The organism is Desulfitobacterium sp. LBE (assembly GCF_007830365.1).
Taxonomy (GTDB): Bacteria; Bacillota; Desulfitobacteriia; order Desulfitobacteriales; family Desulfitobacteriaceae; genus Desulfitobacterium; species Desulfitobacterium hafniense.
Genome location: NZ_VLKD01000001.1, coordinates 4,370,698 through 4,384,312, shown reverse-complemented (window position 1 = coordinate 4,384,312; position 13,615 = coordinate 4,370,698). Strand labels below are relative to the sequence as shown.

16 protein-coding genes and 1 pseudogene are annotated in these 13,615 nt (G+C 48.9%); 7 read left to right on the top strand and 10 right to left on the bottom strand.

Going from position 1 to position 13,615, the window contains the following annotated elements:
• Positions 1-124 precede the first annotated feature (124 nt).
• Positions 125-358: a helix-turn-helix transcriptional regulator gene (locus tag DESLBE_RS20630; protein ID WP_144678130.1), complete on the bottom strand. Its 234-nt coding sequence runs from the start codon at positions 356-358 to the stop codon at positions 125-127.
• A gap of 150 nt (positions 359-508) precedes the next feature.
• Between DESLBE_RS20630 and DESLBE_RS20625 the strand changes: the two genes are divergently transcribed.
• Positions 509-880, top strand: a complete 372-nt coding sequence (locus DESLBE_RS20625) for a helix-turn-helix transcriptional regulator (RefSeq protein ID WP_011460970.1) — start codon at positions 509-511, stop codon at positions 878-880.
• A gap of 68 nt (positions 881-948) precedes the next feature.
• Here DESLBE_RS20625 and DESLBE_RS20620 read toward each other — a convergent pair whose 3' ends face one another.
• The 4 genes from DESLBE_RS20620 to DESLBE_RS20605 form a co-directional block, all read right to left on the bottom strand.
• Entirely contained in the window at positions 949-1,764 is an 816-nt protein-coding gene (locus tag DESLBE_RS20620; protein ID WP_144678129.1) for an aminotransferase class IV, read from the bottom strand.
• Between the two features lie 23 nt (positions 1,765-1,787).
• Entirely contained in the window at positions 1,788-1,949 is a 162-nt protein-coding gene (locus DESLBE_RS20615; RefSeq protein WP_243131362.1) for a hypothetical protein, read from the bottom strand.
• An 8-nt stretch (positions 1,950-1,957) separates the two neighbouring features.
• On the bottom strand, positions 1,958-4,126 hold the full coding sequence (gene pabB, locus DESLBE_RS20610) for an aminodeoxychorismate synthase component I (protein WP_144678127.1): 2,169 nt from the start codon (positions 4,124-4,126) through the stop codon (positions 1,958-1,960).
• Positions 4,127-4,309: 183 nt separating this feature from the next.
• Positions 4,310-4,690 (bottom strand): hypothetical protein, encoded by a 381-nt coding sequence (locus DESLBE_RS20605; protein WP_144678126.1) that lies wholly within the window; start codon positions 4,688-4,690, stop codon positions 4,310-4,312.
• 156 nt (positions 4,691-4,846) lie between these two features.
• Here DESLBE_RS20605 and DESLBE_RS20600 point away from each other — a divergent pair.
• The 5 genes and pseudogenes from DESLBE_RS20600 (at position 4,847) to DESLBE_RS20580 (ending at position 9,963) form a co-directional block, all read left to right on the top strand.
• Positions 4,847-5,713: pseudogene (locus tag DESLBE_RS20600) on the top strand (DUF3102 domain-containing protein).
• Positions 5,706-6,272: a DUF3102 domain-containing protein gene (locus tag DESLBE_RS20595; RefSeq protein WP_144678125.1), complete on the top strand. Its 567-nt coding sequence runs from the start codon at positions 5,706-5,708 to the stop codon at positions 6,270-6,272. Before DESLBE_RS20600 ends, DESLBE_RS20595 begins: the two are co-directional and overlap by 8 nt.
• A 78-nt stretch (positions 6,273-6,350) precedes the next feature.
• On the top strand, positions 6,351-6,623 hold the full coding sequence (locus DESLBE_RS20590) for a type II toxin-antitoxin system Phd/YefM family antitoxin (protein ID WP_005817008.1): 273 nt from the start codon (positions 6,351-6,353) through the stop codon (positions 6,621-6,623).
• Positions 6,610-6,921 carry a type II toxin-antitoxin system RelE/ParE family toxin gene (locus DESLBE_RS20585; RefSeq protein WP_172625472.1) on the top strand — a complete coding sequence of 104 codons (312 nt, stop codon included), beginning with the start codon at positions 6,610-6,612 and terminating at the stop codon, positions 6,919-6,921. The genes DESLBE_RS20590 and DESLBE_RS20585 overlap by 14 nt, the downstream gene beginning before the upstream one ends.
• A gap of 288 nt (positions 6,922-7,209) precedes the next feature.
• Positions 7,210-9,963: a phosphodiester glycosidase family protein gene (locus tag DESLBE_RS20580; protein ID WP_144678123.1), complete on the top strand. Its 2,754-nt coding sequence runs from the start codon at positions 7,210-7,212 to the stop codon at positions 9,961-9,963.
• 12 nt (positions 9,964-9,975) lie between these two features.
• On the opposite strand, the gene DESLBE_RS20575 is transcribed toward DESLBE_RS20580, so the two are convergent.
• The 4 genes from DESLBE_RS20575 to DESLBE_RS20560 all read right to left on the bottom strand — a co-directional run bounded on the left by DESLBE_RS20575 (position 9,976) and on the right by DESLBE_RS20560 (position 12,177).
• Positions 9,976-10,188, bottom strand: a complete 213-nt coding sequence (locus DESLBE_RS20575; RefSeq protein WP_144678122.1) for a transcriptional regulator — start codon at positions 10,186-10,188, stop codon at positions 9,976-9,978.
• 3 nt (positions 10,189-10,191) lie between these two features.
• Positions 10,192-10,659 (bottom strand): VanZ family protein, encoded by a 468-nt coding sequence (locus DESLBE_RS20570; protein ID WP_144678121.1) that lies wholly within the window; start codon positions 10,657-10,659, stop codon positions 10,192-10,194.
• Between the two features lie 18 nt (positions 10,660-10,677).
• Positions 10,678-11,670: a UDP-glucose 4-epimerase GalE gene (gene galE, locus DESLBE_RS20565; RefSeq protein WP_144678120.1), complete on the bottom strand. Its 993-nt coding sequence runs from the start codon at positions 11,668-11,670 to the stop codon at positions 10,678-10,680.
• An 81-nt stretch (positions 11,671-11,751) separates the two neighbouring features.
• The gene (locus DESLBE_RS20560) at positions 11,752-12,177 is read right to left on the bottom strand and encodes a hypothetical protein (RefSeq protein WP_144678119.1); all 426 of its coding nucleotides are present in this window, start codon (positions 12,175-12,177) and stop codon (positions 11,752-11,754) included.
• Positions 12,178-12,369: 192 nt separating this feature from the next.
• On the opposite strand from DESLBE_RS20560, the gene DESLBE_RS20555 reads away from it, so the two are divergent.
• Positions 12,370-12,570, top strand: coding sequence for a hypothetical protein (locus DESLBE_RS20555; protein WP_144678118.1), 201 nt, complete (start codon positions 12,370-12,372; stop codon positions 12,568-12,570).
• Between the two features lie 299 nt (positions 12,571-12,869).
• Here the strand turns inward: DESLBE_RS20555 and DESLBE_RS20550 are convergent, their stop codons facing one another.
• Positions 12,870-13,520, bottom strand: a complete 651-nt coding sequence (locus DESLBE_RS20550; RefSeq protein WP_144678117.1) for a hypothetical protein — start codon at positions 13,518-13,520, stop codon at positions 12,870-12,872.
• Between the last annotated feature and the right edge of the window lie 95 nt (positions 13,521-13,615).

The window sequence follows — 13,615 nt, the reverse complement described above, 5'->3', positions numbered from 1 at the left end:
TATTATGCACAGGGTCTCTAAACGTCTTCATAAGAATCCCCCAAACATACGTTTGTTCTCATCACTATATTCTATAAGTTTGACCAAAATCCTTCATGCCATATATAGAAATTAAGCAATATATTTACCCAAAACATGAATACTTAGCTCCGGCTTCCTTAATCTCATCAGGAAAGAAGGTTTTAGCAGGCACCTGCAGTTCTTTCGAGATTTTAATCCAGGTGTTGGGGGTCCCTTTACGCAATCCCTTTTCCAGTTGACTCAGGTACCTATAATCAAGACCGGTCCTCCTGGCCAGCTCTTTCAATGTCATACCATTGGCTAAACGCCATTCGCGCAAATTATTATCCCTCTCCATCTGTGCTATCCCCTTCATGATGTATAATATTGCGAATAGTATAGCACACAACGCTTAATCTTGTAAATAATTAAAGGAAATTGAACCCTCAGCAAGAATGAAGCGTATCATTGATATGTCTAATCATCGCAAAATGGAGAGGGGTATCTCGTGCTTGAACTAGGAAAACAACTCAGAAAAATACGCAAAGACAAGAAACTAAGCGCCGCCGAGTTGTCCCAGATATCCGGCGTCGCCCGCAGTCTTATCAGCCAGCTTGAATCCGGCAAGCGCCAATCTACCAGCATAGATACAGTATACCGATTAGCCAAAGCACTGAATGTCTCCGTGGCTTCACTATTAATAGAAGAGCCAGGCACACCACCTGCCATAGCGTATAAGCAAAATGACAAGAAATCCCCCCTTTACCTTAAAGAACATTATTCAGCCTACCTGCCCACTCTTCAGAAAGCTGAAGAGGCAGGATTGACTCCTGAATTGCTGGGCAGCCTGATTGATGTTATCGCACGAATAAAGAAATAAGTCCATAAGCCAAAACCTCACGTTTATAAAAAGCGTGAGGTTTTCTAGTATCCTGACAGCTGCCGGAATTATTGAGAACCGGCGCAGCTGGTAATGTAATTATGATAGAACTCATTAATGCGCAGCCGCAGAGACCTTTCCGCAGCATCTGCTACCTCAATCCTTCGCCCATCCACCCGACTCACCGGCAGAATCCCCATTAAAGCGTTGGTCAAAAAGACTTCTTCAGCGTCTTCCAGGAATGCCAGGGGAAACTCCCCCTCCACCCATGGAATGCCAAGCTTTTGCGCACACTCCAGAACAATTTGGCGGCGAGTTCCCGGCAAACAACCGCATGGCAAAGAAGGAGTGTAAAGAGTGCCTTTCCTGACGAAAAACAAATTGCTCAGGGTCCCTTCCACTAAGCAGCCCTTGGTGTTGAGCCAAAGTCCTTCTCTGGCTCCTTTTTCCTCAGCTTCTTGCTTAGCCAGAATACTCTCCATAGCGTTGGTGCTCTTAATCTGTACCAGAGGGGAATATTCGTTGCGAGGACGACTTAAGATGGCTATCGGTATCCCTTCTTGATAGTCCTTTTCCGTATAGGGGATAGGACGGCTATGATAAAGCCACTGGGGGGGTACTTCCTGCCCCGCTCCCCCGCTTAAGGTCACCCTTAGGGCAAAGGCCGTGCCCTCTCTGCGGGCAGCGGAGGCCTCCCTTTGCACATTTTGCTCCAACGCTTCTCTCCACACCTCATAACTCGGCATAGGAATACCCAGCAGTTCCGCTCCCTTGGACATGCGCCGGTAATGCAACCGGGGAACTTCAATATGCAGGCCATTGACTTTTAGGGTTTCAAAAATTCCATAGCCAAAGAGCACCAGCCGGTCATTTTTATCCAGCAAATCCGAATCCTCCTTTTCCCCTTTTACATCTCCACTAAGATTAATATACCTTCAAAAACTTGTCGCAAATCCACCATAAAATCCGGAAAGAAGTTGACCGTGATCTTATCTTCTTCAGCATACATCTGGGGCCGCCCATAGCGTCCATCCTCTTGCAAAGTAAATACAGCTACCGTCTTATCCACCGGCTCTACTATCCAATACTCGGATAAGATAATACCCTGAGCAAAGCCTTCACCTTCTGCAGGGCTTCCTGGTATTCTTCTTCGGGAACAGAGTCAGCCACAATTCCTCCGCCCCCATTGAAATAAGCCTGGCCATCTTTCAAGAGAATGGTCCGGATCACAATATTGGTATCCCAGGCTCCGTCAAAGCCCATATAACCGATGCTTCCTGTGTAAAGCCCCCGCTTATACGGCTCCAGCTCTTCGATGATCTCCATGGCCCGAATCTTCGGCGCCCCGGTGATGGAACCTCCGGGAAAGATGGCTTTCAGGATCTCACTGGTTTTCAGTTCCGGCTTCAGCTTGCCGACAATGGTGGATACCAAATGCCATACGGTAGGGTATTGCTCCAGGCGAATCAAGTCCGTGACCCTTACCGAACCATAGCGGCAGATCCGCCCCAAATCATTGCGCTGGAGATCGATGATCATGGTCAGCTCCGCCCGATCCTTCGTGCTCTCTGTGAGCTCCCTGGCATAAGCCTCATCCTCTTCCGGAGTCTTGCCCCGGGGACGGGTTCCTTTAATAGGGCGGGTCTCTATCTCACCTTGGGCGCTGATCTGTACAAAGCGTTCCGGGGAACTGCTGAGAATCTGGAAGTCTTCATAGGGCAAAAAGGCCGCAAAGGGAGCAGGGTTATGGGCATGAAGGGCTTTATATAATGCCATAGGCTCCTTGGTATAAGGAAACTGGAAACGCTGGGTCAGGTTGGCCTGATAAATATCTCCGGCATAGATGTAGTCGATAACCCGCTGCAGATCCAGCAGATACTGCTCCTTACTCACCGTATAATGAACCCGCTCCTGAGGCTGCTCCATATCTTTGCTTCCATCATGCCCTTGGTAAGTTCCCGAACTTTCTTGCTGGGTTCCTATCCGGGTTCCTATCTGCCTTTGGTAAGCTTCTGCCGTCTCTGGGTGGTCCTCCTTTCCGCCATGCTCCTCAAGAAATCCCGCCAGCACCCTGACAAGCCGCCCTACTCTTGCCTGGGCCAGGGCTCTCCGGCATTCTCCGGACTCTGTCATACCACAAGCCAGCAAGGTATAGCGGCGGTTCTCATGATCATAAACTACTATCCCGTCATACCAACTAAACCGCCACAAGGGCAGGTCCAGATCATTGATCCCGCTTTGAGGCATCTTCTCTAACTCATCTTTCAAATCATAGGTCCAAAAGCCCACCGCTCCCCCCACAAAGGGGAATTCCGTGGGATTGAAGACACGATAACGCTCCACTAAATCATCCAGAATCTTTAGGGATTCTCCTTCAGGATAGGCCAGCCATTCCTGCCCGATAAGTGAGCTTAGGCCCTCCTTGCTGTTCAGCCCTTCTTCCCCATCAAAGCGCTTCACCTCTACCCCATCCCTGCAGGCACTGGCTTGCAGGAAAGGAAAAGCTCCCATAAAGGAATACCGCCCCAACCCTCCATAGTTCCTCCCGCTATCCAGGAAAAAAGGGTACTCACTTTCCTTAAAGGCCTCCAGCAACTCAATCGGCTGAAGGTCTATATCCAGCTCTTGAATCACCCATGGCGAATTGTGCCCACTTTGACCCTGGGCCTGCCACCATGTCCGAGCATTCTTGACCGCGTTTCCCAGCAGGTCATGCCCCTTTTCCGTCAGAATGGCTTCCGGATGGAATTGAACTCCTTCCAGGGGCAGCTCCCGGTGGCGAATCCCCATAATCTCACCATCAGCTGTCTCTGCGGTAATCAGGAGTTCCTCAGGCAAACTCTCCCGCCTTAAAGCAAGGGAATGATAACGGGTGACCGTCAGGGGATTGGGCAGCTGGAAAAACACGCCTTGGCCGTCATGATGAATCTCAGACACTTTGCCATGAACCGGCGCCTTGGCCCGAATGACCTCCCCCCCCAAAATCTCACCGATAGCCTGATGCCCGAGACAGACTCCCAAGATGGGAACCTTGCCCTTAAAGTAATCAATCACCGTCAAAGTGAACTGGGTATCCCGGGGTGCACAGGGTCCGGGGGAAATAACGATCAGCTCAGGCTTAAGCTCTTCAATTGCATCAATAGTGCACTGATCACGGCGCAGTGCCACAACCTCTTCTCCCAATTCCCCGAAGTATTGATACAGGTTAAAGGTGAAGGAATCAAAATTATCCAGTATAAAGATCAACGTTGCTAGACTCCCTTCGCTTCTGCATTTTACGTCAAATCGACAAATTTCCTAAGCCTGAATATTCTATACACTTCAGCTAATCTCCTCTTAGTGAAACAGGATTCTTAATGAACGAAAGGACAATTTGGAAGGTGAGTCCAAATTGCCCTTTTTAAATAAGCAGCTTATGGATTTAAGTATCTATCTTACCCTGCGCAAATCCCTGATATCCGCATCATGAGCTAAGGAACGATAGGACAGCATTTCCAAAACTCTCCCCTGCTCCTCCTGGGTACCGCTCATTCTCTTCTGATCTTGCTTGATCACATTAATGTCCTGCTTCATTACATCAATATCTCGTTTCATCACATCGATGTCCTGCTTCATCACATCAATATCTCGTTTCATCACACCGATGTCCTGCTTCATCACATTGACATCTTGCTGAACTTCTTCCAGCATCCCGTTGGTATTGCCGACAATCCGAATCAAGTCTGCCGTCATTTGCTGCATTTGAGCCATATCCCGTCTGATGTCGCTTAGTTCCTTCCTTACAAAGGACTTAAAATCCTCGTCTGACATCCGGTTTTCCTCCTTTTCGCCTTTACAGGCCTGCAACACACAAATTTCCTGCTGATTCGCTTTCTATTAAAAGTATACCATGATTTATCCTGCTTTAAAAGGCACATCATTTTCACCATTCCCACCCCGTCCGCATACTTTATAAGTAGATTCACAATGGAAAGGACGGGCCGACTCATGAATGCTTCAAGCACTGAACGCACACCTTTTGTCATCGCGGCGGAAATCAACGCCATTAACCGAGAATCCAGAAAAATGCTGCTGAAGAACGCCATCGAGGTGGGCCGCCGCCTCAAAGAGGCCAAGGAGTTGCTCAATCATGGGGAATGGCTGAAATGGCTCAAGGAATCTGTCAATTATTCCAAGAGCACGGCTGAAAACCTGATGAACCTATATAAAGAATATGGACCTAAACTTCTCTCTTCATCAGATGACAACCCAAATTCCTAAACGTTTGGGAATTTGACTTACTCCCAAGCGCTCTTACTCCTGGGTCTCCCTGAAGAAGAGCGGGAAGAATTTGCAGCCCAGAATGATGTAGGCAATATGACAGCCAGACAGCTGAGTCAGGCCGTCAAAGAGCAGAGAGCACCTACTCCGGCCAAAGAACAGCCTCAGTCTCAGGCTGAACCTCAGTCTGAGCTCCAAACTGAATCCCCAGCCCGGCCCACGCCCCAAAATTCAGGGGATATCCAAATCCAATATGTCACCAGAACCGTCAAGCCCCAGCGGGAAAGCAGTACTAAAGACAAATCTGCACCTGCACCTACACTCGCCACCGAAACCTCCCCTGTCACGAATTATGAGGAAAAATGCACCGCCTGCTGCCAAACTATCGCCGACGCCTTCCAAGAGCTGCTGAACGCTCTGCTTCAACTCGCCAGACTTGACCCTCAGACTAAGGAGAAATGCAGCCAGAACGCCGGCCAACTGGCTTCATATATGGTGGAACGGCTCAAAGAATGGCCCCCTGTTGTCACTACCAACATGAAAGGGGTCCGAACCCATCCCACCTATGAATAACCGGGAGTCCAGAAAAATGCTGCTGAAAAACGCCATTGAGGTGGGCCGCCTCCTGAAAGAAGCCAAGGAATTGCTCAACCATGGGGAATGGCTGAAATGGCTCAAGGAATCGGTCAGTTTTTCCAAGAGCACGGCGGCAAACCTAATGAACCTATATAAAGCGTATGGACCTAAACTTCTCTCCCTGGCAGATGACGATCCAAATTCCCAAGCGCTTGGGAATTTAACCTACACTAAGGCGGTCCTGCTCCTTGGCCTTCCCGAAGAAGAGCGGGAAGCATTTATCGCGCAGCATGATCTTGGCGCTATGACCACCCGGCAATTGAGTCAGGCTGTAAAGGAACAGAGAGCGCCCGCACCCTCCCTCGTCACGAACTATGAGGAAAAATACACCGCCTGCTGCCAAACTATCACCGACGCCTTCCAGGAGCTGCTGACCACTCTGGATCAACTCGCCAGGCTTGACCCTCAGACTAAGGAAAAATGCAGCCAGGACGCCGGCCAGCTGGCTTCATATATGGTGGAACGGCTCAAAGACCAGCCCCCTCAAGCCAATTGACGGCTCCTCCTTAATTCGAGTATAATATGAGCAGAATGTGAGCAGAATAAAAACATCTGTTCAAAGGAGAGGAAATGAATGCCTACCATAAAATCTTCGACCGCTTTGCGCAACGATTATAGTAAAATCTCCAAGCTTTGTCATGAAACCGGAGAACCGGTCTATGTAACGGTCAATGGCGAAGGAGATTTGGCGGTAATGAGCATTGAAGCCTTTGAAAAACGTGAACGCACCTTAGAAATACGTGAAAAGCTACTGGAGGCACAAATACAAAAAGCGAGCGGAGTGCCTGCTCTGAACTTTGACAAGGCCATGGATGAGCTGGAGGCGTTGGCGCGTGGGTCAGTATAAGATAAAGGTACTGCAAATTGCCCAGGACGACATGAAATCCATCATTACGTACATTCGTATGGAGGACCCTGAAGCAGCTATCCATATGGTTGAAAAAATAAAAGCAGCTATCGGCAATCTGGCAGATTTCCCTTTAATGGGAACCATTCCACGAGATAAAAAGATTGCTGCACAAGGCTACCGAATGATTGTTGTGGAACCCTATCTAGTCTTCTACATCCTTGTCACAGATGATAACACTGTAGAAATCCATCGTGTATTGCATGGAAGGCGTAATCATTCAAATATTCTCTGGTGAAAAGCCAGGCTCTAGCCACCCTTAGTTTGCCTATCCCAAATCGGACACGAATCCGATTTGGGATAGGCAAACTTTTTTAGTGACAAAAACCGTAAACCAGCCCTCTTTTTTGCCTTGGCGGGAGTTTGCTCGTTCTACCCTCTTCTATTTATTAATGTTAGAATGGGACAAGAGATTACGTCTTATATAAATAGAGACACTCTCAGATTCAGCCCCTTTTGATGAGTTCACTTTTTAACCCAGGAATCTGATTGAAGTCTTATCAACACTTTTATTGAGGAGAGAATCATGAAGAGATTAAGAAAAATTCCGGCCCTGTTTCTTGCTGCGCTTTTAAGTGTGACGGCGCTTCCCAACACGGTAATGGCCCAATTGCCCGTCCTCTACCAGGATCATTCCCAACAAACCGTTACGAACGGCGTAACCCTGGAGAACATATCCCGTTTTACCACCGGCGGCTGGTTGAATATCAATGTGCTGCGTGTGGATATGAGTAACCCTTATGTGAAAATTGACACCCTAAGCAATGACTCGATCACCGATGACCTTGTCAGCATTTCCGCCCTGGCCGAAAGGGAAGGGGCTGTGGCTGCTGTCAACAGCAGTTTCTTTAATCCGTTCACCGCCGGCAAAGGCTATGCAGACGGCCCCACCATCCGGGCCGGCGATCTTTTGTCCACCTCCGCCTGGTATAACCGGAGCAAAAATGAAATGGCCTCCCTTTCCATTGATTATGCCAATCAGCTGCTTTTTCACTATTGGAAAAATGACCTTACCCTCATCACCGGAAACGATACCGCCTTTGCCGTTACCCAGTACAACCAGCCGAGCAGGCAGGACTACCAAGACCTTACGGTCCTGGATCGCAAGTGGGGACCTGTGGCCATCGGCGCCTCCGAAAACTGCCCGGATCTGGTTGAAACCGTCGTAAGCGGGAACAAAATCCTGGAGATCCGGGAAGGACAGCCTGCCGCCGAGATTCCCGAGGAAGGTTTCGTCGTCGTCTCCCGGGGCGAGCAGGCGGCCAAGCTTCTGGAACAGGCCGCCCCTGGAGAACAGCTCCAATTCCAAGTCACCTCCACGCCGGACTGGAACGACCTGAAGATGTCCACCACCGGAACCTCCCTTCTTATCCAGGACGGAGAAATCCCCGCCACTTTTTCTTACAGCACCGCCAGCTTTAATCAACGGAACCCCCGGACCATAGCCGGGAGTACTGAAGATGGGAGCGAGCTCATCCTGGTTACAGTTGATGGAAGACAGGATAACAGCATCGGATTGACCCAGCAGGAATCCGCCGAGCTGATGCTGGAATTAGGGGCGTATCAGGCTATTATGTTTGACGGCGGCGCATCCACCACCATGGCCGCCCGACAGCCCGGGGCCTTTTCCCCTAATGTAGTCAACCTTCCTTCCGAAGGCATCCTAAGAAATGTGGCGTCAGGCATCGGGATTTTCTCCGCAGCCCCCGCCGGCCAGCTGGATCGCCTGATCATTGAGACCGAAGACACCAACATATTTGCCGATACTTCGAGAACTTTTTCCCTTAAGGGCATCGACCGCTATGCCAATCCGGTGGAGCTCGACCCAAGAGAAGTTCAGTGGGATGTCAGCGGGATCGACGGCAGCTTTCAGGACAATATCCTTTATCCGGCTTCCCCAGGCACAGGGAAAGTAACAGCCACCCTCGACGGGCTGGAGGCGGAGCTGGAGATCCGGGTCTTAAGCGCCCCGGTGCAGCTTACCCTCAATCCAGCCAAATTCGACCTTCCTTTGTACCAAAATAAAGCCATCCGGGTAAAAGGTCTCGACCCCCAAGGTTATGCCGCGGTCATCGAAGGCCGGGATGTTCAATGGAACGTTGACGGCGACATCGGTAGTTGCGAAGCCGGCATCTTCACCCCCGTCACCACCGGTACCGGCTATATCCGGGCCGGCGTCGGCGACACCCATGCCTACAGCGCCGTTGCCGTTACCTTGGATTCCATGGAGCTCCTGCATCCCTTCGAAAGCTCCGGCCGGTCGGATGAACCACGCTTCCAAACCGACCCGCAAACAGGCCAGGGTTATTTCGAGCTCAGCACTGAGCAATTCTACGCCGGGGAGTCTTCCGGACAGCTGGTGTATGATTTCTTATACGGTAACTCTGAGGACCAGATCTCTGTCCTCTTTGCTGATCAGGGGCTCCCCCTTGATCCGGCCACTACCGGGTTATCCCTGTGGCTTTATAATATCAGCCCCAACTCGAATCGCATCAAAGGAGAAGTCATAGACTCCGCCAATGTGAAACACACCGTCGAATTTACTTCCGACCTTAATTGGACCGGCTGGAAAGAGAGCACAGCGTCCTTATCCGGGATCGACTCTCCCGCTTATCTCACCAGACTCTACATAGAAAACACCGATCCCGCCAACCCTTGGGGGAAGATCTATTTTGACGAATTGTCGGCTCTGATCCAGAAGCGCCCGACTATCGATCCGAGCACCATCCCCGCCGATACCCTTCCCAAAGACGAAGCGAACCGGCAGGCTGATTTCACCTCCGGTCCCGACAATTTCCTGTTTTCCTTGCTCACCGGCGGCAATGCACCGGGGGTTTACACCGCTCCCATCACCCAGGCGGGAGCCGGGGATGCCCAAACACTTATACTGGCCGCCGGTTCAGGGTATCAATCCTCTACTTATCAAAACAGCACTTTCCTCCATCTGGATGTAAGCCAGGGCGGGCTGAGGAGAAGCGATCCGCAGCAATGGACCCGGCTGTTCACAGCCCTGGATGACATCCAGAGCGCCAATCTCTTTCTCCTCATGTCCCTCAGCCCGGCCGATTTCATCAATGCCAAAGAAGCACAGCTGCTGAAAGATACGCTGGCCAATTACCGGGAAGCAACCGGCAAGAACATTTGGGTCCTTTTCCCTGGTCCTGCGGATCAAAGCGAGCTTGACCGCGGCGTACGCTATATCAGCATTGCCCAATCCCTGCAAGCGACGGTGCTGGGAGAGGAAATTTTCTATGAATTTAAGCCAGATGCAGAAAACTAGAGTCTGCTTATCTTAATTCGGCAGCCTGTCCATATAGTCCCCTCTAAGGATGGGAATCATCTCCGACTTAAGAGGCTCTTCAATATCTTTAAGCCTCTTATCGTCCATGTTGAGAACATCGATAGTATCAATATGGAGCTTATCGGCCAGATCTTTGGCTGTGAGGTACTGATTTTTCCTTAATTCCCTCACTGTCTTTTTCATAAACCCCCAGTTGAAGAACACTGCTTATTCTCTCCTCTCGAACAATCTATATAGAGCGGCGCCTACAATAGCTCCCCCACTATCGAGGAGCACATCCTTAAGCTGACCGCTGCGCCCCGGAACAAAGAGCTGATGCGCCTCATCACTAATCGCATAGAGAACGCAGATCCCTATGGCAATGGCGATTTGCCGCACTCCTTTGATGCCGCTCCTTCTTAAAGCATTCATGGTCAATACACTGAGAACTAAATACGTTAAGAAATGAGCAGATTTCCTGACAAGGAAATTTGACTGGATGTAATCCACATTCAACCCTGGAAAGGCCTTAGCGACAGCACTAAGCAGCCTTTCCGCGATCCCCTGGCTTAGTTCATCGGACTGAGCCGCCATTTGAGCGGACAGATAAAAGATGATGCCCATCCAAAGGAAGACGGCCACCCATGAGATGATAAGAATTAATCTTAAGTTATTTTGTCCTTCTTTATCCTGCATCTGATTCTATCTCCAAGATCAATCCCCATAGCCATAGGGATGTTTTTGATGCCACTGCCAGGCCGTCTTGATAATGGTCTCCAGATCACTATAGCGAGCCTGCCACCCTAACCTTCTTTGGATCTTCTCGACTTTGGCCACCAGCCGATCCGGATCTCCCTCCCGGCGGGGAGCTTCCAGCACGGGAATATCTAGGCCGGTCACCTTCCCGGCCATGGCGATCACTTCCCGTACGGAATACCCTGTTCCGGTTCCTACATTATAAGCACCGCAGGGCACCCCTTGTTCCAATGCCTCTAAAGCCCGGATATGCGCTTCCGCCAGATCCAGGACATGAATATAATCCCGGATACAAGTCCCATCGGGAGTCTTATAATCGGTGCCGAAAATGGAGATGGCCTCTCTTTGTCCCAGGGCCGTTTTGAGGACCAGTGGAATCAGATGGGTCTCCGTCGTATGATCCTCCCCCAGAGAGCCGTCCCAGGCCGCTCCTGCCGCGTTAAAATAGCGCAGAGCCATCCACTTTAAACCATAAGCCTGCTCTAACCAATAAAAGGACTGCTCAATCATCAGCTTAGAAGCCCCATAAGGATTGATCGGTTCTGTGTGGGACTCTTCCAGAATCGGAATTTCTTCAGGATTGCCATAAGCGGCCGCTGTCGAAGAAAAGACAATGGTGTTCACGCCGCCTTGAAGCAAAGTGCTGACAAAACGGTTGGTCTTCGCCGTATTTTCTTCAAAATAAAGATCCGGCTTTTGCACCGATTCTCCCACCAGGCTCCGTGCGGCAAAATGGATCACTGCACGGACTTCTTCTTTTTTTATGATGTCTGTGACAAGCTCTGCATCGGCTATATCCCCCTGATAAAAAGGAATACCCCCGTGTACAGCCTCCCTGTGCCCGGTGATTAAGCTGTCCAGCACTACCGGCCCGTACCCGGCTTCAGTCAAGGCCTGGACCGTATGGCTGCCGATATACCCGGCCCCGCCCGATACTAAAATCTTCTTCATCGCTCCACCTCAGAAAAAATAGTCAAAACCCAACCACATAGGTGGCTGGGTAATTTTTTGTGCAAAATTAGAACGCTGGTATCAAGGTTTGAAATTGACGGAATCTATGACCTGGCCGTCACTGATGGCTTGAGCGGTAAGCGGTTTTCCCGGATAATTGGTCTTCATCTGAGCCAGCAGCTCTTTGATCAACTGGTTGGCATAAGCCTTGTCCACCCCGGCATTAAAGGTAATATCCCCAAAGACAGTTTCCATTTGTTCGTAGATTTGCGTGCCCAGCACATCTTTCTGACCCATAATCTGTTCCGACAGCTTCGCGTTGGATTCACCAAGAGGTGTCCCTTCCGGGATGGGTGTCAGATACTCTGATTTCACAGGTTCCTCTTGCTGGGGCTGCCCGGTGGAGGGATTTTGAGGTTGGTTTTCACCATTAGTCTTGCCTCCGCATCCCCCAATCCCAAAAATCAAGGCGAGGATTATCAAGCCCATCGATAGTTTTTTTAGCATAGTGCTACTCACATCCTTTTCTAGGTTTCGAGTCCTTTTTAGGGTAACTCATTTTGGGTGCTTTGGCAAGGGAGATATCATGTACTAAAACAGCATATAGTTTATCGAATTTTCGGAAACCTCACTCCAAAAATAAACGAAATTGCATTATAATAGATATAATACTATTTTGTCACTAGGAGGGATCTGGACGTGCATATGTATGATAGTAGCTATTATGTTATTGGTGATCTTGATGGCTATTGGACGATCAAACAAAGCAGCCCTAAGGATTACTATGTGACCAAATTTCTATCATCAGGTTCCGTACTTCAATATCAATTTGACAATTTAAAAGACACTGAAAGGCATATCCTAAATCACATTTATGAAAACATCTTGCCAATGAAATAACCAGAATGTAGGACTTTTTGCCCACCCATTAAAGGGCTTATGCCGTATTGTTCCAGTAAATTTCCTATGCTAGAATGCAGTGTAGCACTTTCTATGGAGGGATTTTATTTGATCTGGCATAAATTAAGTACTAAAAAACAAAACTTCATCATAATCGGTGGGACGGTAGTACTTGCCTTACTTACAATTATCGGCACCAGCCTACTATCTAAAATGATATAAGAAAACTCTCAGGGGGTGATGCAACTAACTGTTGTGGTCACTCCTTTTTTAAGGTTTACACCCCTCTTTCGTTATGCTCATCTTACTTGTGCGAATAGCTGGGCTCGCTTATCTAACTTAGCGTTTTCATATTTTACTTTATATACATTTACACTATCCGTGGCCAGATTATTCCCGTTCAGCTCCTTTTCCATCTTAGCCAATACAGCATAGAATTGGTTGTCCACATTGGCTTCAAGGGTGGTAGCCGCTTGTATATATTTCTGGGAAAGCTGTGAACGGCTCAATGTCCCTTCTTTATACTCCTGAATGGCTGTCGCAAACAATGTATCCAAACGGCTTACGGCTAAATTCTGCAGATGAGTAAACTGAGGCTGATACTTATTGTCGATTTGCTCCAGAGTGACAGGTTCAGTATTCTCCTGTTTCGGTGGTGCAGAGTTTTGATTGTCTACATTCTCTTTAATTATAACAGCATCAGTATCTACATTAGTCTCTTCATTACCATCTTTCTGGGAAGGACTTTTAACTTTCCCTTCACTATTTTCTGAACCTACTTCGCCAGCCGGCTCTACATCCTCAAAAGAAAAGAAATCTTCACCAAATTGTTCTACAAGTTGCTGCTGGATTGCCGGATCAGGCTTGAAATATTTGTTATATCCCCAGAATCCAGCTATAGTAATAATCAACACTATGCTTCCCACAATTTTAAAAAATTTGCTCTTCATTGTTCAACTACCTCTCAGGATTTTCGATGAGAATAGATTATCTCACCCCATAATAGTCCACATACCATTCATCAAACTTCTGCAATCCTTCCTCA